The sequence below is a fragment of the Paenibacillus residui genome, from assembly GCF_042677205.1.
GTDB classification, from domain to species: domain Bacteria; phylum Bacillota; class Bacilli; order Paenibacillales; family NBRC-103111; genus Paenibacillus_L; species Paenibacillus_L residui.
Map to the genome: position 1 here is coordinate 1 of NZ_JBHTIU010000003.1, position 21,525 is coordinate 21,525.

At 52.6% G+C, this 21,525-nt stretch carries 22 protein-coding genes and 1 riboswitch; of the genes, 20 read left to right on the top strand and 2 right to left on the bottom strand.

Annotation, left to right across the window (positions count from 1 at the left end):
- Positions 1–356: 356 nt before the first annotated feature.
- The 10 genes from ACFQ03_RS00990 (at position 357) to ytfJ (ending at position 8,228) form a co-directional block, all read left to right on the top strand.
- Entirely contained in the window at positions 357–788 is a 432-nt protein-coding gene (locus ACFQ03_RS00990; protein WP_379285531.1) for a peptidylprolyl isomerase, read from the top strand.
- Between the two features lie 25 nt (positions 789–813).
- Positions 814–986, top strand: a riboswitch (FMN riboswitch).
- Positions 987–1,331: 345 nt separating this feature from the next.
- On the top strand, positions 1,332–2,429 hold the full coding sequence (ribD, locus tag ACFQ03_RS00995; protein ID WP_379285533.1) for a bifunctional diaminohydroxyphosphoribosylaminopyrimidine deaminase/5-amino-6-(5-phosphoribosylamino)uracil reductase RibD: 1,098 nt from the start codon (positions 1,332–1,334) through the stop codon (positions 2,427–2,429).
- 35 nt (positions 2,430–2,464) lie between these two features.
- Positions 2,465–3,130, top strand: a complete 666-nt coding sequence (ribE, locus tag ACFQ03_RS01000) for a riboflavin synthase (RefSeq protein ID WP_379285535.1) — start codon at positions 2,465–2,467, stop codon at positions 3,128–3,130.
- Positions 3,131–3,150: 20 nt separating this feature from the next.
- A complete protein-coding gene (locus ACFQ03_RS01005) occupies positions 3,151–4,404 on the top strand; it encodes a bifunctional 3,4-dihydroxy-2-butanone-4-phosphate synthase/GTP cyclohydrolase II (protein ID WP_144933366.1) in 1,254 nt (417 codons plus the stop codon).
- Positions 4,388–4,858: a 6,7-dimethyl-8-ribityllumazine synthase gene (ribH, locus tag ACFQ03_RS01010; RefSeq protein WP_144933365.1), complete on the top strand. Its 471-nt coding sequence runs from the start codon at positions 4,388–4,390 to the stop codon at positions 4,856–4,858. Before ACFQ03_RS01005 ends, ribH begins: the two co-directional genes overlap by 17 nt.
- On the top strand, positions 4,858–5,499 hold the full coding sequence (locus ACFQ03_RS01015; protein ID WP_379285538.1) for a site-2 protease family protein: 642 nt from the start codon (positions 4,858–4,860) through the stop codon (positions 5,497–5,499). Before ribH ends, ACFQ03_RS01015 begins: the two co-directional genes overlap by 1 nt.
- A gap of 15 nt (positions 5,500–5,514) precedes the next feature.
- Positions 5,515–6,306, top strand: coding sequence for a segregation and condensation protein A (locus tag ACFQ03_RS01020; RefSeq protein WP_144933363.1), 792 nt, complete (start codon positions 5,515–5,517; stop codon positions 6,304–6,306).
- Entirely contained in the window at positions 6,275–6,889 is a 615-nt protein-coding gene (gene scpB / locus ACFQ03_RS01025) for an SMC-Scp complex subunit ScpB (protein WP_379285541.1), read from the top strand. The genes ACFQ03_RS01020 and scpB overlap by 32 nt, the downstream gene beginning before the upstream one ends.
- A 185-nt stretch (positions 6,890–7,074) precedes the next feature.
- Entirely contained in the window at positions 7,075–7,755 is a 681-nt protein-coding gene (locus ACFQ03_RS01030; RefSeq protein WP_379285543.1) for a DUF2953 domain-containing protein, read from the top strand.
- A complete protein-coding gene (gene ytfJ, locus ACFQ03_RS01035) occupies positions 7,728–8,228 on the top strand; it encodes a GerW family sporulation protein (protein ID WP_144933360.1) in 501 nt (166 codons plus the stop codon). The genes ACFQ03_RS01030 and ytfJ overlap by 28 nt, the downstream gene beginning before the upstream one ends.
- A 215-nt stretch (positions 8,229–8,443) precedes the next feature.
- Here the strand turns inward: ytfJ and ACFQ03_RS01040 are convergent, their stop codons facing one another.
- Together ACFQ03_RS01040 and ACFQ03_RS01045 are read right to left on the bottom strand one after the other, a co-directional pair.
- Complete coding sequence (locus tag ACFQ03_RS01040; protein WP_144933359.1) at positions 8,444–9,877, bottom strand: (Fe-S)-binding protein; 1,434 nt, start codon at positions 9,875–9,877, stop codon at positions 8,444–8,446.
- Positions 9,874–11,289 (bottom strand): FAD-binding oxidoreductase, encoded by a 1,416-nt coding sequence (locus ACFQ03_RS01045; RefSeq protein ID WP_379285546.1) that lies wholly within the window; start codon positions 11,287–11,289, stop codon positions 9,874–9,876. The genes ACFQ03_RS01040 and ACFQ03_RS01045 overlap by 4 nt, the downstream gene beginning before the upstream one ends.
- Positions 11,290–11,411: 122 nt before the next feature.
- On the opposite strand from ACFQ03_RS01045, the gene ACFQ03_RS01050 reads away from it, so the two are divergent.
- From ACFQ03_RS01050 to ccsA, 10 genes are all read left to right on the top strand, one after another.
- Positions 11,412–12,131 carry a FadR/GntR family transcriptional regulator gene (locus tag ACFQ03_RS01050; protein ID WP_379285548.1) on the top strand — a complete coding sequence of 240 codons (720 nt, stop codon included), beginning with the start codon at positions 11,412–11,414 and terminating at the stop codon, positions 12,129–12,131.
- Positions 12,132–12,693: 562 nt separating this feature from the next.
- Complete coding sequence (gene ltrA, locus ACFQ03_RS01055; RefSeq protein ID WP_379285550.1) at positions 12,694–14,085, top strand: group II intron reverse transcriptase/maturase; 1,392 nt, start codon at positions 12,694–12,696, stop codon at positions 14,083–14,085.
- 299 nt (positions 14,086–14,384) lie between these two features.
- Positions 14,385–15,551, top strand: a complete 1,167-nt coding sequence (locus tag ACFQ03_RS01060; RefSeq protein WP_144933356.1) for a D-alanyl-D-alanine carboxypeptidase family protein — start codon at positions 14,385–14,387, stop codon at positions 15,549–15,551.
- A gap of 31 nt (positions 15,552–15,582) precedes the next feature.
- Complete coding sequence (locus tag ACFQ03_RS01065; RefSeq protein WP_144933355.1) at positions 15,583–16,173, top strand: nucleoside recognition domain-containing protein; 591 nt, start codon at positions 15,583–15,585, stop codon at positions 16,171–16,173.
- Positions 16,174–16,187: 14 nt separating this feature from the next.
- Positions 16,188–16,721, top strand: a complete 534-nt coding sequence (locus tag ACFQ03_RS01070) for a spore maturation protein (protein WP_144933354.1) — start codon at positions 16,188–16,190, stop codon at positions 16,719–16,721.
- A 56-nt stretch (positions 16,722–16,777) separates the two neighbouring features.
- Entirely contained in the window at positions 16,778–17,125 is a 348-nt protein-coding gene (locus ACFQ03_RS01075; protein WP_379285553.1) for a hypothetical protein, read from the top strand.
- Between the two features lie 19 nt (positions 17,126–17,144).
- Complete coding sequence (locus ACFQ03_RS01080) at positions 17,145–17,891, top strand: pseudouridine synthase (protein ID WP_144933352.1); 747 nt, start codon at positions 17,145–17,147, stop codon at positions 17,889–17,891.
- A gap of 51 nt (positions 17,892–17,942) precedes the next feature.
- Entirely contained in the window at positions 17,943–18,485 is a 543-nt protein-coding gene (locus ACFQ03_RS01085; protein WP_260981969.1) for a redoxin domain-containing protein, read from the top strand.
- Positions 18,486–18,517: 32 nt separating this feature from the next.
- A complete protein-coding gene (gene resB / locus ACFQ03_RS01090; protein ID WP_379285556.1) occupies positions 18,518–20,200 on the top strand; it encodes a cytochrome c biogenesis protein ResB in 1,683 nt (560 codons plus the stop codon).
- Positions 20,197–21,471: a cytochrome c biogenesis protein CcsA gene (gene ccsA / locus ACFQ03_RS01095; protein WP_304505320.1), complete on the top strand. Its 1,275-nt coding sequence runs from the start codon at positions 20,197–20,199 to the stop codon at positions 21,469–21,471. The genes resB and ccsA overlap by 4 nt, the downstream gene beginning before the upstream one ends.
- The last annotated feature ends 54 nt before the right edge of the window (positions 21,472–21,525 follow it).

Genomic DNA, 21,525 nt, shown 5'->3' on the forward strand with positions numbered 1-21,525 from the left:
GCAGTTTGGCAACAGGGGGTTATACCCCAAGAGCAAACCACCCGTTGGACGGGTGGTTATGATTGACACCATGTCATTTAGAATATATATGGATTTGGTGGATGGATGGTTTACCGAATGAACAAGGATAGTGTCGTTACCGCGAATCAGGACTCGGATCAGCTAGTCGTCCTTCAGATTGGCGATAGGGGGAACTGATCGATATCGGTCTGCAAGGCTTGGTATCCCGTCCGTCTTGCGTGAAAATAGCCCGGTTCTGAATATGCCGGCTTCGCATCGGAACCCGATGCTGGCGTTTTTGGACCAAGTCGTTTACAATGTAAGAGTAGTCTACTATGTGAGAGAGGAGTGACCTTATGGCTAAGCAAGCGACCATTACATTGGAGAACGGCGGAGAAGTCGTCATCGATCTGTTTGACAAGGACGCTCCTAACACGGTAGCGAACTTCGAGAAGCTCGCTAACTCCGGTTTCTATAACGGTCTGGTTTTCCATCGAGTCATCCCCGGCTTCGTTGCTCAAGGAGGATGTCCCCACGGTACGGGTACCGGCGGTCCGGGCTATACGATTAATTGTGAAATTAATCCCAACAAGCATGAACGCGGGACTCTTGCTATGGCTCACGCAGGTCCGAATACGGGCGGCAGCCAATTCTATATCTGCTATGCTCCGCAGCCTCACCTTGACGGGGTGCATACCGTCTTCGGCAAAGTGGTTAAAGGAATGGAGCATGTGGATGCTTTCCAGGGAAGAGACAAGATGGAAAGCGTGAAAGTAAGCGAAGCTTAAGTAACTGAAATTAATAATCGAATACAATTTCCTTCGGGGTTGGGTGAAATTCCCTACCGGCGGTGATCCCGGGCGGCCATTGGGCGGCTGCGGGCAAGTCCGTGACCCGGCTGCAATGATACTCTTTCGCGGAGCGCAGACGGTGGATCCGGTGAGATTCCGGAACCGACAGTATAGTCTGGATGGGAGAAGGAGAAAGAAGCAAGTGGCCGGCTCGGTCTTGCGCTTTTTTTCACATGTTGGACGATGTGTTAAAGAGGCGGTTTCAGGTGTGCTTATATAAGGACAGGTCGTTGATTACTTATCAGGCCTTTGTTCTTATAGGGAGGACGCCCCCCTCTTTAATCTTTACGGCGACAGTGTGCTTTGTTTCGCATGCATCCGCCACGATGTGAAAATAAGCCGGTGAGATCCGTTTATTTGCTTGTTTCCTTGTACCTTAATCCGCCCCCTGAAGAACGAGGCTTGTCGACCTAGCGGCCGGCTCCCGGTTTTCAAGGGGCTTTTTTCCGTATTCGGGATTTAGAGGAGAGAAGGAAGGATATGAATGTGCTGAATGATGAGTATTACATGAGGCTGGCGCTGGAGCTGGCACGCGGAACTCAAGGACAGACGGCCATCAATCCGGTTGTGGGCTGCGTGGTGGTTAAAGAGGGGCGGATCGTCGGGATCGGGGCGCATCTTCGGATGGGGACGGCCCATGCGGAAGTTCATGCATTGACTATGGCGGGCGAGCAGGCCGAAGGCGGCGTCGCCTATGTGACCCTGGAGCCGTGCAATCATTATGGCCGGACGCCTCCCTGCACCGAACGGCTCATCGAGTCCAAAGTGGCGCGTGTTGTCGTTGCATGCACCGATCCGAATCCCAAGGTGGCCGGATTGGGGCTGGAACGGCTCCGAAGCCACGGAATCGAAGTCGAGGTCGGGGTTCTGGAGGTCGAGGCGAGGGAATTGAACGAAGCCTTCAATAAATTTATTGTGACCGGGCGGCCTTTTGTCACGCTGAAGACCGCCAGTACCCTGGACGGTAAAATCGCCAGCCGAACGGGTGACAGCAAATGGATAACGAATGCGCGTTCGCGCGAATTTGTCCATACTTTGCGGCACCGCCATCAGGCAATTATGGTAGGGGTGGAGACGGTAATTGCCGATGATTCGCAGTTAACCACGAGATTGTCTGTACCCGCTCTAAATCCGGTCCGCATCGTTATCGATTCCCGTTTGCGGGTTCCTGCGAATGCGAGAGTGCTTGACGGAGAAGCGGAAACGATTATCGTTACGACTTCTGCCGCTCCCGAAGAGAAGCGCAAGGAGCTTCGGGGGCGCGGAATTGTATTGCTGGAAGCAGGCCCCGGTCCGAGGGTCGATCTGGAGCTGGCGATGCGGATGCTGGGAGAGAGGGAAATCGGTTCGATTCTGCTGGAAGGGGGCGGCAGGTTGAACGGGGCTATGCTTGAACAGGGCCTCATTGATAAATGCTATCTGTTCTATGCCCCGAAAATCATAGGAGGCCCCGAAGCGCCCGGCAATTTCAGCTTTCCCGGCTTTGACCGTATGAGCGAGGCCGTCACGATAGATAGGCTTAAGGTGGAGAGATTTGATGAGGATATTTGTATCGTTGGATATCCGGTGAAGAAATAAATAGATGCAGCAGAGATCGGAAAGGAGGAAGTTAATTGTTTACCGGACTTGTGGAAGAAATCGGAACCCTGCGCCGCATTTCCAGGCAGGGAGAGGCCATGATTTTAACGATTGAAAGCAAACGCGTGCTGGAAGATATTCAGGTTGGAGACAGCATTGCGGTCAATGGGGTTTGTTTGACGGTCATTGCCTTTGACGACGCATCTTTTACCGCAGATGTCATGCCCGAGACGTTCCGCAGATCGACTCTTCATCAGCTCGCACCCGGGAAACGGGTCAATCTGGAACGGGCCATGTCCGCGCAGAGCCGTTTCGGCGGACATATCGTACAAGGGCATGTGGATTCGACGGCGGTTATCTCGTCAAGACGCAGGGAAGATAACGCCGTCGTCTTCCGGTTGGAGCCGGAGGAGCCGGCCATTATGAAATACATCGTTCCCAAAGGCTCGATAACAATAGACGGGATCAGCCTGACCGTCGTCGAGGCGGAGAGCGACTATTTTACCGTTTCGATAATTCCTCATACGCTTGCGCAAACGGTTCTGCAGCACAAGGAGCCGGGAGAAGCGGTCAATATCGAATGCGATATCCTGGGCAAATATGTGGAGAGACTGTTATCCTTCCGGGAGCAGCCAGCGGGCCGCGCCGGTAGGAAACCGGTATTGACGGAAAGCTTTTTGGCCGATCACGGATTTTATTAATGGAAAAGGGGGGATACGCTATGGCGGATCCGGTACAATTTGATAAAATTGAAGAAGCGATTTATGATTTAAGCATAGGCAAGGTAATAATCGTGGTGGACGATGAGGACCGGGAGAACGAGGGCGATTTTATCGCGTTGGCGGAACGGGCAACTCCCGAGGTCATCAATTTCATGATCAAGGAAGGAAGAGGGCTTGTCTGCGCGCCCATTACGGAGGAGCGCGCGAGCGAGCTGAATTTGCCGCCGATGGTCAATCATAATACGGATTATCACGGTACGGCTTTTACCGTTTCGATAGACCATATAGAGACGACTACGGGCATTTCCGCGCATGAGCGCTCTCTGACGGTTCAAGCCTTGATAGACCCGCGGGCGAAGCCGGAGGATTTCCGCAGGCCCGGGCATATTTTCCCGCTGATCGCCAAGAAGGGCGGGGTGCTGCGCAGAGCGGGCCATACCGAGGCGGCCGTCGATTTGGCGGTGATGTGCGGCTCGTCCCCGGCAGCGGTCATTTGCGAAGTCATCAAGGAAGACGGATCGATGGCCAGGGTGCCGGACTTGGCCCGGATTGCGAAAGAGCATGACCTGAAGCTGATTACGATCCGCGATTTGATTCGCTACCGCAATGAGAAGGAAAACCTGGTCAAACGCGAAGTCGAGGTGAAGATGCCTACCGATTTCGGGCAGTTTACCGCGGTCGCCTATACAAATCAGGTGGATAACAAGGAGCATGTCGCACTTGTCAAAGGGGAGATTGACGGCTCCCGGCCGACGCTTGTCCGCGTTCACTCGGAATGCTTGACCGGCGACGTCTTCCACTCCCAACGCTGTGATTGCGGACCGCAGCTTGCCGCTGCATTGAAGCAAATCGACGAGGCAGGCTCCGGCGTTCTGCTCTATATGAGGCAGGAGGGCCGCGGAATCGGCTTGATCAATAAATTGAAGGCCTATAAGCTTCAAGAGCAGGGACTTGATACGGTTGACGCCAATCTCAAGCTTGGCTTTGCCCCCGATTTGCGCGAATATGGAATCGGAGCGCAAATTCTGAAGGACCTGGGAGTGCGCAAGATGAAGCTGTTAACGAATAACCCGCGCAAAATCAAAGGTCTGGAGGGCTACGGCCTGGAAGTGGTGGAAAGAGTCCCGATTCAGATGGAAGAGAACGAAAGCAATACCCGCTATCTGCACACCAAGAAGGAAAAATTGGGTCATTTGCTTCATTTTATAAACGACACAGAAGAGGAGACGAACAAACATGGCAAAATGGTATGAAGGACATTTAGTTTCTAAAGAAGCAAAATACGGAATCGTGGTAGGCCGGTTTAACGAATTTATCACCAACAAATTGCTGTCGGGGGCTCTGGACGCTCTTAAGCGCCACGGGGTGCTGGAGGAGGAGATCGAGATCGCCTGGGTTCCGGGCGCTTTCGAAATCCCGCTGATCGCCCAGAAGATGGCGGAAAGCGGCAAGTATGATGCCGTCATTACTTTGGGTGCTGTGATCCGGGGGTCTACGCCTCATTTCGATTACGTATGCAGCGAGGTTTCCAAGGGAGTGGCCGCAATCAACCTAAAGACCGGTATTCCGACGGTGTTCGGCGTACTGACTACCGATTCCATAGAGCAGGCCGTGGAAAGAGCGGGCACCAAAGCCGGCAACAAGGGCTGGGAAGCCGCAACGACCGCTATTGAAATGGTCAATCTTGTCAAGCAGCTGCAGGCCTAATGGACTTCGGGCCTTACATTGATCTGGATACGCTGTTGTTTCGGGCGGTAGCTTTCCTGCTTGCCGTTACGTTGCATGGCTGCTGGATGGCCCTGTTCTCCCGCTGGCTCGGGGACAGAACCGCCGGGGAGCAAGGCCGCCTCAGCTTAAATCCGGGCAAGCATCTCGACCCTCTGGGAACGGTCATGGTGCTGTTCGGCCCCTACGGATGGAACCGGCCGGTGCCGGTCCATCCGGATCACTTCGGGAAATCCGCCAAAGGGAAGCTGGCGCTGTGGGCATTGTCCGGGCCGCTGCTGCATCTGGTGCTGGCGCTTCTGTTCGGCTGGCTGTTTCTGGAGCTTCCGGTAGCGGCAGGTGGGGGCTCATGGGCAGGGGCTTTGTTTAAGGGAATTCTGCACTACTGTTATATCGTCAATGTTATGCTATTTCTGCTTAATCTGCTGCCTATTTATCCGTTGAACGGCTGGAAGCTGCTGCGACATCTGGCCGGTGAGCGGGCGGCGGCCTATCTGGACAAGTATGAGAAATGGGGCCTGCTCGTACTCATTGCGCTTCTTGCGCTTCCGGCAGGGCAGCGGTTGCTTGAAATGCTGTTTCAACTGGTCAATCAATGGCTGATGAAAGGTTATTCGGTATGATGAGGGGGACTAGGAATGAAGATCACTTTCAAATTGGAAACGTTCGAAGGCCCCCTCGATTTGCTGCTGCATTTGATCGATCAGGCCGAGGTAGACATTTACGACATTCCGATTAAGGAAATAACGGATCAATATCTGGACTATCTATCCACCATGCAGGAGCTTGAGCTGGAGGTGACCAGCGAATTTCTCGTCATGGCCGCCACACTGCTGTCCATTAAGAGCAAGATGCTGCTCCCCAAGCCTCCCGTGATCGAGCTCGATTGGGACGGAATGGAGGAGGAAGAAGGGGAAGATCCGCGGGCGGAGTTGGTCCGGAAGCTGATTGAATATCGCAAATATAAGGAAATCGCCGAGCACTTGAAAGACAGGGAATTGGAACGCAGCCTGATCTATACCAGGGAGCCGGAGGACCTGACGGCCTTCATTCCGAAGGTGGAGGTTAATCCGGTGGAAGGGCTTCACGTCGCCGATTTGGTCTGGGCCTTTCAGAAAGCGCTCCGTAAGATGGCCGAACGGAACCGGGTCGCCAAGATCCGCAGGGATGAAATATCCGTCAAAGACCGGATTACTGAAATTGTATCCATACTGGGCAATCGCGGGGGTAAAGTGTTATTTTCCAAATTGTTGGAAACGGGGTACAGCCGGGAGGATATCGTCGTTACTTTCCTCGCCTTGCTTGAGCTGATGAAGATGAAAAAAATACAGTGCTATCAGCACAAACTGTTTGAGGATATTGTCATCCAGGCGAAAGAGGATGAGAGTGAGGGAATCGATGAATACACAACAGATGAAATCAGCTATTGAAGGTTTGCTTTTTGTGGCAGGGGACGAGGGTCTGGATGCAAAGCAACTGGCTGAGGTGCTTGAGCAGGATGTCAGGCAGGTGACGGCAGTCCTGGAGCAGATGAAGGAAGAATTCAAATCCGGGCAGAGAGGGATCCAAGTCGTGGAGATGGCGGGTTCGTACCAATTGACGACCTTGCCCGAGCATGCTCCTTTTTTCGAACGGCTAGCTTATTCGCCGTCCCGAACTTCCCTATCCCAGGCCGCACTGGAAACGTTGGCGATCGTTGCCTATAAACAGCCGATCACCCGGGTGGAAATCGAGGAGATCCGGGGAGTCAAATCCGACCGCGCTCTGAATACTTTGGTGGCCAAAGAGCTGATTGAAGAGGTGGGGCGGGCCGAGGCGATAGGCAGACCCATTTTGTATGGCACGACCAAGCAATTTCTGGATTATTTCGGCTTGAAGAGCATTGAACAGTTACCGGAGATGGATCGTTTCGGGCAGAGCGGCGATCTGGAAGAAGAAACGAGACTGCTGTTCGAGAAGCTGGAGGTTGAGCAGCTCACCTTCGATGATATCAAGTCAGAATATAAAGAGTAAAACGAATGTTTTCATATTGTAGGCACATACTAAACTCCATGTGATGGATTCGGGATGAATTCTTCTTCGCATCGGGGTTTTTTTAGGTATTATTGAAATTTTCCGGGGCTCCCCGCAAATTATTTGCAATACGATTCGAAGGCATACGTCACTTTGTGGGGGATTATATTTGAGGAGGCTTGCCCATGCTTGTTTTTTGGATTCTATTAGCGGCTGCTCTGATCATCATCGCCGTTATTGTCTCCTTCAGTCATTTGACCGTGAAAATATTCGCCTCCCGGGTCAAGGAAAACGATAGACTCTATATTCAACTTCATGCCCTATACGGAATAATCCGGTTAAGATACGAAGTGCCGGTTATCAAGTTTAAAGGTTTGGACAAAGGACTGAAGGTTCAGACCAAGGGGCTGGATGAGAAAAGCAGCGAACACCTTAACGAAACCAAGGAAATAATCAATTGGGAGAAGATTCAGGAAGCTTACCGCAAATTTAAAATATTCCTCAGCCAAGTGGATAATTATGCGGCCTGGATGAAATCGACTCTATCCCGCTTCAAAATAAGCCAGATGGTCTGGATAACGCGAATCGGAGCAGGAGATGCCCCGGAAACCGCCCTGTTGACGGGAGTTCTCTGGAGCGTGAAATCGACTCTACTCGGTTATCTGTTAAGACATGTCCGACTCCAAACGGAGCCCGAAATTCAGGTTCAGCCACAATATAACCGGACACTATTTACCACGGAAGTTACGTGCATAGCGAAAATTCGCCTGGGTTATGCTATGGTTGCAGGACTAATGCTGCTGGTTCGCACGATGAAAGTGAAGGGAGGATTCAAAACATGGCAGAACATCCTATCCAAGGCCTAATGAAGACGGCCATGGAAAATATCCGCGACATGGTGGATGTCAATACGATCGTAGGCGATCCGGTGGAAACTCCGGATGGCAGCGTGATCTTGCCGATTTCCAAGGTGGGCTTTGGATTTGCGGCGGGTGGCAGTGAATTTGTTACCGATCAGGGAGCCGGAACGCCGGGGACTCCTCATGAGGCTAACCATGCACAGGTTTCTCTTCCGTTCGGAGGGGGGAGCGGGGGCGGAATATCGATCACGCCTATCGCTTTTCTCGTAGTCGGACAGCAAGGGGTGCGGATAGTTCCGTTGGATAATCAGACCCACTTGTTCGAGCGTCTGATCGATTCCGCTCCGCAGGTTGTAGAGAAAATTCAAAGCATGATGAAGACAAACGCTGCAAACACCGCTATTACGCCGAATTCCACCACAACAACAAGCACAACGCAAGGTCAGAACCAAACTGCAGGTCAAAACATGCTTTCCTAATGATAAGATAAGGCTCCAAGCGGGGCCTTTCGAAGGTCAATGGGCGTTCCTTTTCCGTGCTCATTGTGAAAAGTCTAGCGACCTAATTCGTTTTCCAACGGCAAGATGTATAAAAGAAGCCTTCATTCCACTTATACAGTGATTCCGAAGGCTTCTTCCTTTATGATTGGACCGGTTTATTCTGTTTTCTCATTGGACCGGCATCCGGTTTGCGGTTAGGATCCGCTGTCGGTTGTATCCTCATTCATACGCTCATACAGGAAATCAACGATATGAACGGCTTTCATGGAGGAGCCTAGCTTCTCCTTCTCAATGCCGAGCTTCATCTGCAGCAGACAGCCGGGATTGCTGGTAAGAAGGTAGCGGGCTTCGGTTTTTTTCACGTGCTCCATCTTATGCTCGAGAATATCATTGGCCATGTCCGGCTGGACCAAATTATAAATCCCGGCGGAGCCGCAGCATTTGTCGGCATTTTTCAATTCCACGAAATTCACGTTCCCTGCGCGTTTAATCAACTGCCGGGGGGCGATGCCACCCTTCATGACGTTCCGAAGGTGGCAGGAGTCCTGGTAGGTGACGGTAACCGGCCCGTCGTCCGCATGACCGCCGTGGAAGCGGGGCAGCCGGCCCCGGCGGAACAGAAGGTCGCTGATATCGACAACTCTTTCCGCGAACCAATGAGCCGCTTCGGCCCATTCCGGATCGTCATGAAGTAAATGATTATACTCCATCAACAGGGCCCCGCAGCCTCCAGCATTGGATACGATATAATCGACTCCGGCATCCCGGAAGGCCGCTATATTTCGCCTCGCCAGCTCCTTAGCCGCTTCCATCTCGCCGCTATGGGCATGAAGCGCCCCGCAGCAATTTTGCGCTTCGGGAAGAATTACTTCAAACCCGGCCTTCGCCAGCAGCTTGACGCTATTAATGTTGGTTTCCGTAAACAGCACATCCATAATGCACCCGCGGAACATGCCGACTCGCGCTATTTTCTCGCCTTCTGCCGGGAAGACGGTGCCCAATGTTTCAATAACTCCCTTGGCGCTCGCTTCCGGCAGTATTTTTTCCATCTGGCTCATGGATTCCGGGAACAGCTTCATGACTCCCGATTTCCGCGCCAGCCACTGCAGGCCGGATTTCTGATACAACCTGAGTCCCTTGCCGAGCAATTTCATCCGGCTTTGCTTAGGGAACATATGCTTGAACATGACGCTTCGCACAAATCGGATATGGGGCGGATGATGGGTATGCTGCTCGATGGCCTCTCTGGCTTGTTCGAGCAGATGCCCGTACTTGACGTCGGACGGGCACACCGGCTCGCAAGCTCTGCAGCCCAGGCATAAATTCATCTGGTCCTTGAAGGCTTGATCCGGCTCCATCAAGCCGTCCGCCACCGCCTTCATCAAGGCGATTCTGCCCCGCGGGGAGGCGGCCTCCAGACCGGTTTCGTTAAAGGTGGGGCAGGCCGGCTGGCAGAAGCCGCATCGCATGCAATTCGTCAGCTCCTCATAGTCGAGCTTCAATTGCAGCGCCTCCGCTAACGGATTAACCGTTTTCACTGGCTTCTGAGGTGGCCCGGAATGCTCAGGACGGATTGGGGCTGAAGGTGTGGAAGCTGACGTATGCCGGGTTTCTGCTGTCGGTTTCATTTTTGCACCACCACTCTTTTGCGTGTTTCCCTGGCAAAGATTTTACCGGGATTCATAATGTTGTTGGGATCGAATACCTGCTTGATCCCTTTCATAATTTCGATTCCAACGGGCCCGACCTTCCATTCCAAGTAGGGGGCCTTGACCATTCCAACTCCATGCTCTCCGGTAATCGTGCCTCCCAGCTCGATCGCTGCCTCGAAAATTTCCGCGAACGCCTGCTCCACCCGTTCAATTTCCTCATGATTTCGCGCATCGGTTGTACAGGTTGGATGAAGGTTGCCGTCTCCGGCATGTCCGAACGTACAGATATGAACGTTATACTTCCGAGCGATTTCGTTAATCGCCAGAACCATTTCGGCAATTTTGGAGCGGGGGACGGTAGCGTCCTCCAGAATGGTAGTCGGCCTAATGCGCGCCAATGTCGATAAGGCGCTGCGCCTAGCGGTCATTAGCTTATCAGCTTCCTCTGCATCACGGGCCATCTGTACCTGCGCTGCCCCCTCCTGGCGGCAAATATCGACGATTTGTTCAATGTCCCGGCGAATGGAAGCCTCGTCGTCCCCATCCTGCTCAATAAGCAGAATAGCTTCCATATCAAGCGGCAGGTCCAGCTTGTTAAATTCAGCTACAACCCGCAGCGTGGCGTTGTCCAGAAATTCCAGCGTCGCGGGAATGATCCGGTTACCGACGATTTTGGAAACCGTTCGCGCGGCGGCATGGATATCTTTATACATAGCAAGCATCGTCTGCTTGTACTTCGGTGCCGGCAGCAGCTTGACGGTCGCTTCGGTAATGATGGCCAAGGTTCCTTCCGAGCCGACCAACAGCTTCGTCAAATCGTATCCGGCCACGTCTTTGTAGAGCTTACCGCCCGTTCGGATAATTTCCCCGGATGGAAGCACGGCCTCCAAGGCAAGAACGTAATCCTTGGTCGTCCCGTACTTGAGCCCTCGCAGCCCTCCGGCACATTCCATAATGTTGCCGCCGAGCGTGGAGATAACCATGCTGCTCGGATCGGGCGGATAGAACAGGCCAAGCTCTTCGAGAGCCATATGAAAATGCTTCGTATTCAATCCTGGCTGGAAGGTGGCGGTCAAGTTGTCTTGATCGATCTCGATGAGCCGATTCATCCGGTTCATAACGAGTACAATCCCGCCCTCGACGGGAACCGTCCCTCCGCAGAGATTGGTGCCGGCCCCCCGGCCTACGATCGGAATGCGATGCTCGTTGGCAAGCTTCAAAATTAGCGCGATCTGCTCCTTATTTTCCGGATAAATGACGGCGTCGGGCATGGCCTGGACCATCGGGGTTGCATCATAGGAATGAGTGACCAACGCCTCATTATCGTCTTTAAAATAGGCTTCGCCGACGATGTCGATGAGCTGCCGGCGAACATTTTGCTCCAGCATAAGAGTATCCTCCCCGGGATAAAAATTAATCAGGTCATCTGATGACTTTTTCTTCATTATAGCTTATGATTAAATCATTGTATATGGTTGTTATGAAAGATTGGCTGGAGGATACCGAGCAAATGAGTGTAAAACAAGTCAAAGCGCAAAAGAGCTACGAAATCGTTATGGATGATATACATTCGCGAATCCGTTCCGGAGAGCTTAAGCCCGGGGAACGGCTTCCGTCGGTTGTAGATTTGGCGGCGGATTATGGAGTCGGGCGTTCGACTCTGAGGGAGGCGTTAAGCGCGCTGAAGGCTATGGGCTTCCTGGAAATCCGGCAGGGCGGAGGAACCTTCGTCAGCCAGACCCTTCCGGCCGGGGATGAGTCCGGCAGCGTTCAAGGGGGCTTCCCGGCCTTATTCCATCAGGCGGATTCGTTGAAGGAGATGATGGAAGTGCGCAAAGTGCTGGAGACGGGCTGTGCCACGCTCGCCGCCCGCTATCGGACAGGAGACGATCTGGCCGAGCTGTCCGCTATTATGCGAAGCATGAAGGAGAATGCGGGTGACGACCGGAAGGAGGAGGAAGCGGATATCCGCTTTCATCTGGCGATTGCCAAAGCGTCTCATAACTCCCTGCTCCTGCAGATGATGGAATCCCTCACTCACAAGCTGGAGGAGACGATTAAAGAGACCAGGCAGCTGTGGTTTTATGGAGAAAGGGCTACGGCCAACCGACTCGTCAAGGAGCATCAGGATATTTACGAGGCTATTTTGCGGCAGCAGGAAACGACCGCATCCCGGCGTATGCTTGAGCATTTGTCCAAGGTGGAGAAAGTACTGTCCAAATTGTTTTAATAGTTCCGCATAATCATGAGTAAAGCCGCAGTCGGATGACGCGGTTTTTTTGTTTGGCCTTTATTAGGAAGGAAAACGGACATGCTGTATGGGGGTTAGCTTAGGGTCGCAGGTTTGTACCAAAGCCATGCAGTAGCTGCATGGCTTTTTTGCGTACGCCCAGCATGGGCGTCATCTCTAGGGTGAAAGTCCCGAACGGGGGCTGGCGAACGCCTACCGTTAGCCAAGAGCAAGGGTGTCCGCCGTGAGGCGGAATCTGAAGGAAGCTTATAGGCAAATGCACGAGCCAAGGTACACGAACTCGATTTGAGGCAAGGCAAGCTGGATGAGTCCCCGCAACAGGACGAAATCCGAAGTCGCCAAGAGCTAGTCTTGTATACTCGAGTGGCTGCGGGCGGAAAGATGACGCTCTTATCTGGGGAGACCTGCGGAATACGCGAAGTCACTTCGTAACCGTGGTTGAGAAGCCACGCTGAATCCGCAGGAGTCAGCAGAGGCCATAGTACGGGAGTACGGGACGCCAGAAACCGGAAGGGCTGAACCGAAAGGAGAGAGGAAACCGATGCGTTCGCATGAAGGGCAGAGACAGCAGAAAATCTCGCGAGAGAGCTTGCGGCAAAGAGAAGCGGTGAAGCCGTCAGGGTATGCCGGAGCGCCGAGTTCTTCGTCGGCACAAATCGACCCTTCCTCTCGCGAAGCAAATAACGACTTGTTGGAGCGAATGCTCAGAGGAGATAACCTCCGGCTCGCCTACAAGCGAGTGGTACAGAACGGAGGAGCGCCCGGTGTGGACAATGTAACGGTAGCAAATCTACAAGCTTACCTGAAAACACACTGGGAGGCGGTGAAGACCGAACTTCTCGCGGGAACCTACAGACCCATGCCCGTCAAACGGGTGGAAATCCCCAAACCCGGAGGCGGAGTGAGGCTGCTTGGGATCCCGACCGTGATGGACCGCTTTCTTCAACAAGCCCTTCTACAAGTGATGACCCCGATTTTCGACGCGGACTTTTCGAGGCATAGCTACGGTTTCCGGCCTGGGAAGCGAGCACACGATGCGGTAAAGCAAGCCCAACGCTACATGCAAGAAGGTTTTCGATGGGTCGTAGACATGGACTTGGCAAAGTTCTTTGACCGAGTAAACCACGACATGCTGATGGCAAGGGTAGCCAGGAAAGTGACGGACAAATGTGTTCTGAAGCTTATTCGTGCCTACCTTAACGCAGGGGTCATGGCGAATGGCGTGACCGAGAAAACGGGTGAGGGTACGCCGCAGGGAGGTCCACTGAGCCCACTTCTAGCGAACATTCTACTGGACGACTTGGATAAAGAGCTTACCGAACGGGGATTGCGATTCGTCCGCTACGCGGACGACTGTAATATCTTCGTAGCCAGTAAACGTGCGGGCGAACGCGTGATGGATTCGGTAACACGCTTTGTAGAAGGGAAGCTAAAACTAAAAGTGAATCGAGAGAAAAGCGCGGTAGATCGCCCATGGAACCGCAAGTTCCTTGGGTTCAGCTTCCTACGGGACAAGAAAGCGACGATTCGACTAGCTCCACAAACGATCTCGCGATTCAAAGAGAAGGTGCGAGAGCTGACGAACCGAACGCGGTCGATGTCCATGGAAAACCGAATTGCACAGCTTAACCGATACCTCATGGGTTGGATTGGCTATTTCCGGTTAGCCTCGGCGAAAGGTCACTGCGAGAAATTCGACCAATGGATTCGTCGCAGATTACGGATGTGCCTCTGGAAGCAATGGAAACGGGTACGTACCCGAATCCGCGAACTTCGAGCACTAGGGGTCCCAGAATGGGCCTGTTTCGTCATGGCTAACTCCAGACGAGGAGCGTGGGAAATGTCTCGAAACACAAACAACGCCCTTCCGACTTCCTATTGGGAAGCAAAAGGGCTGAAAAGTTTGCTTTCTCGTTATTTAGAACTTTGTTAACCTTTTGGAACCGCCGTATGCGGACCCGCATGTACGGTGGTGTGAGAGGACGGAGGCTAGGCGCCTCCTCCTACTCGATGAGGATCAAGCCAATCCCGTTGAGGACATGCGAAAAGTGGATGTCTTTTCGGGAAAAGACAGGGAAATCAGCCCGATTAAAACGGTATCCCCCCTATGAAAGGAAGGCAGCAGTCTGACCCATCTCACGAAGCCGGACATGTTCCCCGTCTTCCCTGCATATATATAAACCAAATATGTCTGCGGACAAGTAACGGCTGAAGACCATTGGGGGGGAAATTATGAGAAGAACCATCGTCTTATGGATCGTCATCGGCTCGCTGCTGGCCGGCTGGGGAGTTACTCCCGCTGCAGTTAAGGCCGAGCCGCCGGCATTATCCACTTACGCCGAGGCGGCTTCCCTGATCGACGTCACATCCGGAAGAATACTGTACAGCAAGCAAGGGGATAAGCCCATGAAAATTGCGAGCCTGACGAAGGTAATGACGGCTATCGTAGCTATTGAGAACGGAAACCTCAGCGATATGGTCAAGATCGGCCAGAGTGCTTTCGGCAAAGAAGGCTCCTCTCTATATTTAAAGCTTGGAGAGGAAATGAGCCTGCATCATTTGCTCTATGGCTTGATGCTGCGGTCCGGGAATGATGCGGCAGTGGCAATCGCCGAGCATATCGGCGGTTCGATTGAGGGCTTTGCTTTTCTTATGAATCAGAAGGCGCAGGAGCTGGGCATGGATAACACGCACTTCATGAATCCGCACGGACTGGACATGGAAGGGCATTATTCTTCGGCCAATGATATGGCCAAGCTGACGGCCTATGCCTTGAAAAACTCCGTGTTCCAGGAAATCGTGAAGACCAAGACGAAGAGGGTGCCCAGACCCGAGGAGAAATGGGACGCCGTATGGAATAACAAAAACCGGATGTTGAACATCTATCCCGGTGCCGACGGAGTAAAGACCGGTTATACGAAGCAGGCCAAAAGAACGCTTATCTCCTCGGCCACCCGGGACGGACAGCAGCTGGCCGCGGTGACGCTCAACGACCCGAACGATTGGCTGGATCACAGCAATATGCTTGATTACGGCTTCCGGCATTATCCGCTTCAACCGCTGGTCAAGCAAGGGGATAAAGCGGGAGACGGCTTGGTGCTGGGTGCTTCCTTCAATTACCCGATGACCGATGAGGAGGCAGCCCGGATTGCGATGGAGCCCGAGCTTCTGCAGGAAGGGACAGCCTCTTACCGGCTGGGCGAGAGGGGAATTCTGAAGCTTCTGATGGACGGCCAAATGATTGGTACGGTGCCCATCTATGCGGAAGGCAGCCCGCAATTGGCGACAAGCGTTCGTTCCGCATTCCGCTTTACAGAGGACGGTCCCGCATCCGGAAACGGCGGATTTATCTACAGGCTCAAGCAGGTATGGAGCGCCTTATTTACTTTATCCCATTGATTCAGTCCGAAGGACAAGGAGGAGGGGGACGATGGTTAATTGGATTTGGCTCTTTTTTATCCTTGCCGGATTTATTGTCGCAGCCATCAACGGCCGAATAGAGACGGTTACCCAAGCCGTCTTTGACGGCGCCAAATCCGGGGTGACGATCTGCTTCGGCTTAATCAGCATTCTGGTCTTTTGGCTGGGGATGATGAGGATTGCCGAAGATGCCGGCCTGTTGAAGATACTGTCGCGCATGCTGAGGCCGGTCGTCCGCTTTTTGTTTCCCAGTGTGCCGGACAATCACCCCGCCCTCGGCTACATTATGTCCAACATGAGCGCCAATTTGCTCGGGCTGGGGAATGCGGCGACTCCCATGGGCATCAAAGCGATGCAGGAGCTGCAGAAGCTTAATCCGGACAAGGACTCTCCCAGCCCGGCAATGGCCACTCTGCTCGCTATCAACACGGCCAGCATCACTCTCATTCCGACTACGTTGATCGCGATCCGCCTCAATTATCAATCCGCCAATCCGGCGGAGATTGTCGGCACGACGCTGCTGTCTACCGCCATTGCTACAGCCGCGGCAATTATCGTCGACCGCTGGTACAGAAGCCGCAGCAGCATTAATTCGTCTTGAAAGGATGAGCCGTCTTGTATTCCATCCTCACCCTGATTTCAGCTTGGTCGATCCCGGTAATCATTGCGTTTATTCCGCTATTTGCCGCATACCGAAAGGTGCCCGTCTATGAGTCGTTCGTTGAAGGGGCGAAGGACGGCTTCCAGACAGCGGTGTCGATCATTCCGCAGCTGGTCGGGATGATGGTTGCGATTTCGGTGTTCCGCGCATCGGGAGCCATGGATATGATGATCGGGCTGATCCGCCCGGCCCTCGATTATATCGGGGTGCCCGGCGAAGTTCTGCCCTTGGCCATTCTGCGCCCCTTAACCGGCTCCGGCTCGCTCGCATACACCGCTGATTTAATGGGGCAGTTCGGGCCCGATTCGCTGATCGGACGTATCGCCTCGACTATTCAAGGAAGTACGGATACGACGCTGTACGTGCTGACGGTTTATTTCGGTGCCGTAGGCATCCGCAAAGCGGGTTACGCTCTCAAGGTAGGCCTTATATCCGATGCGGTGGGCTTTATTGCCTCCATCCTGGTCTGCTATCTCGTATTCGGGTGACCCAATCCATGCCGTTCTCATATACTAAAGCATTCTTACATCGAGAGGTGAACGGCATGCGGCCGTATTCCGGCATCATCATTCATCATTCGGCTTGCTCCTCCATTAACGGCAAAGGCTATGATTTTCTGGTTACATCGGATGGAGATATCATCTCTTCTTTCACCCCGACAGATCCCCATTACATTCATCTTTGTCTGGAAGGAGACTTTTCCCATATCGAATCTTCCGGACAGACTCCGCAGGTGCAGGAACAGTTATTTGTCATCCAGCGCCTTATTCTTCGTTTGTACGAACAATTCGAATTTTCCTCCAGACAGCTATATGGGCATCACCTGCATTGCCCGGGAACGTACTTTCCCTGGGACTCCCTTGTGATTTCACTTCAGGATGGTTATCATTAGTTTTGAGGTGAAGGCATATATGGAAAGATTGCAGAAAGTGCTCGCCCAAGCGGGTGTAGCTTCGAGAAGAAAATGTGAAGAATATATTACCGCCGGAAGGGTAGAGGTTAACGATGCCGTAGTGACCCATCTGGGCGTGAAGGTCGATCCTGAGCAGGATGAGATCAAAGTGGACGGACGAGCCATCCGCCTTCAGAAGAAAATGTATCTGCTATTTAACAAGCCGAGAGGAGTCATAACGAGCGTTAAGGACCCCGAGGGGCGAAAGGTGGTCACGGACTTCCTTAAAGGCATCAAGGAACGGGTTTATCCGGTCGGAAGATTGGATTACGATACGGAAGGCTTGCTGCTGCTCACCAACGACGGCGAATTCGCGAATTTATTGACGCACCCTAAATATCACCTGCCGCGTACGTATCTGGCTACGGTGAAGGGGGTCCCGCACGGAACGGTTCTGGAGCAGCTGCAGCAGGGGGTAGAGCTGGATGATGGCCCTACGGCGCCCGCAGAAGTCGAATATCATGATATAGATCCGGAGAAGAATCAGACGGTTATTCAAATAACGATCTATGAAGGCAGGAACCGCCAGGTGCGAAGAATGTTCGAGGCGGTTCATTTTCCTGTGCTCAAATTGAAGAGAATTCAATTCGGCCCGATACTGCTTGCGGGACTGCCCAGGGGGAAATACCGCCATCTGGACAAACATGAGGTGGAAGCGTTGAAAGCCGCGGCTTTACGGTCACACAATGTTCAAAATAGCAAATAAGCTGCTCCCTTCATTTTAGATATAATTAGGGGGGAGTTTAGCTATTGCGGGATGAAGGTGATCGGTTTGGGAAAATATAGAAGATGGATGCAGATGATCATCCTGAGCTCCATTATTGTTCTTGGCGGATGGACCGTATATTCTGCTGTGAATGACAGCGGGCTGAAGGCTGAACCCGGAGGCCCCGCCCCCCAGTTCAAGCTTATGGATCTGGAGGGAAATGAACGGAGTCTTGCGGACTGGAAAGGAAAGGCCATCGTGATTAACTTCTGGGCGACCTACTGCGAGCCCTGCCGCGAAGAAATGCCCGATCTGCAGAAGCAATACGAGAAATGGGCTTCATCCGATGTTATCGTCCTAGGGGTTAACGCCGGAGAGAGCAAGCTCAAGGCGCAGAATTTCGTCAATCAGGCCAAGGTGACCTTTCCGATCCTGCTCGACAGCGATGAGAAGGTGAGAAAACAATACGGAATCACCCAGTATCCGTCCACCGTGTTTGTTAAGCCGGACGGAACGATCGATCAGATCAAGGTCGGGATGATGGACGAGCCTTTCATTGAACACAGCGTCTCCAAGCTATATACTCGGCAATAAAGATCAGCATTGGCTTCGGGAGGTGGCAACAGGTGATTGAAAATACGAAATGCGAGTGCGGTCACCAGAATCATGTGGGGACCGTACTTTGTGAATCTTGCGGGAAGCCTTTAATGGATGACGCGGGCAACGCGCCGTTGGAGATGAGATACGACGGGGTCGCGCGAAGGTCGCAGAAGACCAATCCGTCCTGGATTGACCGGATCTGGAATTTCTTCTCTTCCGTGAAGATAGCAGTCTATCTGATTATTATTACTCTTTTGCTGTCGATTCTCGGAACGATATACCCTCAGGAAAGTACATTTATCAATTTTGATCCTTCGACCTATTACAAAGAAAACTACGGCACTCTCGGCCATATTTATTATTTGCTGGGCTTGTCCCATACTTATGAATCCTGGTGGTTTATCACCTTGCTGTTTATGATAGGGACTTCGCTTGTAGTCTGCAGTCTGGACCGCGTTCTTCCGCTGTACAGAGCGCTCAGCAAGCAGAAAATCCGCAAGCACCTTATTTTTATCAAACGGCAGAAGGTTTCTTATTCTGCGGAACTGCCCATTTCATCCGAAGATGAAACGGCGGCGGCCGCTTGGGTAGACGAGATGGCTGCACAGCTGCGCAAGAAGAGGTACCGGGTCCATACGGACGGTTCAGCCCTTATGGCGGAGAAATACAGATTTAGCCGCTGGGGTCCTTACATTTTGCATATCGGCCTCATTATTTTCCTGCTTGCCGTTCTTATGAGAGGGATTCCGGGCTGGCATATGGACAAGTACATGGGTTTTCTCGAGGGGCAGACGGTCCGGATTCCGGATACGCCATATTATTTTAAGAACGAGAAATTTACCGTCGATTTTTATGACCAGGAAGAAATGACGGAAAAGTTCCGGGAGAAGGATATTAACGTTTACAAGAAGTTTGAAACGAAAGGAATTCTGTATGAATGTACCGCTAATTGCGACGATGATCCATTTGCAAAACCGGAATTGAAGGAAGTGCACCGCCAGGATATTGTAGTGAATAAGCCGCTGGAATACAGGGACTTGCTGATGTATCAGTTCGATTTCGCCCAGACGCCTACCTTACTGTCGGTAAGGCCGTCGATCACGAACAAAAAGACGGGGGAATCGTACGGCCCCTTCGAATTGTCGATGCTGGAGCCGGAGACAAGTTATGAAGCCGGTCCTTACCACCTGCAGGTGAAAGGATATTATCCGGATTTCGGACTGGATGACAAAGGGACGCCGATTTCCCTGTCGCCCAATCCCAATCAGCCGGCTTTCATCTTTACGATTACCGGTCCCGACTTGGCGCCCGATGGCGAGGTATTCATCTATTTCCCTCGCCAGATAGATAAGGAAACGTTCCGTCAGGATGACATTAACGGTGCGATCGCCGAGAAAATAGAGATTTCCGCAGGCTCTATGGAAAATGTCGAGATTGCCGAGTTTACCAGTTATTTAAACGTTCGTGTCGATAAAGCCATGCCTTATATTTGGGTGGCGTCCGCCATATCCATGATTGGGCTCATCATGAACTTCTACTGGCAGCACCGCCGGATATGGCTTCGAATTGACGGCAGGGAGCTTAACCTGGGCGCTCATACGAACAAGAACTGGATCGGTCTTCGCAATGAAGTGGCCCAAGCGTTAGGCAAGGTCGGTGTGACCGTCGACGCGAAATCGTTAGATACTTATGGAGGGAGAAAATCGTGAGCCAACTTTTAGACAACATCAGCTCCTATAGCGGCAATTATCTCTTGATCGCGTTCATTCTGTATACTGTTGCTTTCCTGCTGTTCGTCATGGGGTTGACAGGCAGAAGATGGAGCGGGCGCACTCCTGAGGAAAATTCCCGCCGGTGGGGCAAACGGGGATTTATTGTTACAGTTGCCGGATTGGTCATGCATTTGCTGTTTTTCTTCACCCGCTGGTATGCCGGAGGGCATATCCCGACGAGTAACATGTACGAGTTTATGACTTGTCTGGCGATGATGATTATCATTGCTTTTGTAATCGTTTATTTAATTTACAAGAAGCCGGTTATCGGAGTATTCACCATTCCGGTAGCAATCGTCATTATGGCCTATGCTTCCATCTTCCCGCGGGAAATTCAACCGCTGATCCCGGCACTGCAAAGCTATTGGCTGGCTATTCATGTTACCATGGCCGCTTTGGGGGACGCCTTCTTCGCGGTAGCTTTCGCGGGAGGCTTGATGCACCTGCTGAGAACGGTCGATTTCAAGTCGGAGACGAAGATTGGCCGCTGGGAGAGAAGAGGGGTAGAATTCACTATCTTCTCACTTATCATGATCATTGCTTTCGTCGGAGCCACGTTCGGTTTTAACGCAGCCGGTTATAAAGCCGAGTTTCAGAAGCAGGTAACGACCGTAGATGCTGCCGGTAAAGAGCAGGTGACTACCCAGAAGGAAGTATATGTCCTGCCTCCGATCGTGAAGCCTCACGGCATGGAGACGGTAGAGATGAAGCCCTTCCTCGGGATGAAGCAGCCGCTGTTCTCCACACCTTCCTGGATGAACGGCAAGGATGCGGGGCGCAAATTCAATACGGTCATCTGGTCTTTCATTAGCGGATTAATTCTGTACGGACTGCTGCGACTGATTCTGCGCAAGCCGCTCGGAGCGAAGATCGCCCCGTCTTTGCAGGGGCTCGATCCGGATGATTTGGACGAGATCAGTTACCGGGCGGTCGCTATCGGGTATCCCGTCTTTACGCTGGGGGCGCTGATCTTCGCCATGATCTGGGCGCATGAGGCCTGGGGCCGCTTCTGGGGCTGGGATCCCAAGGAAGTCTGGGCGCTCATCACCTGGCTGTTCTATGCCGCTTACTTGCATTTGCGCTTATCCAAAGGCTGGCAGGGCAAGCCTTCGTCCTGGCTCGCCGTCCTTGGCTTTATAGTGGTTGTCTTTACGCTTGTCGGGGTTAACCTGATCATTGCGGGACTTCATTCGTATGCCGGTGTATAATATATGGGAGCGAATGGCCGACATTACGGCCGAGGAACATGCTGGAAGGAGTGA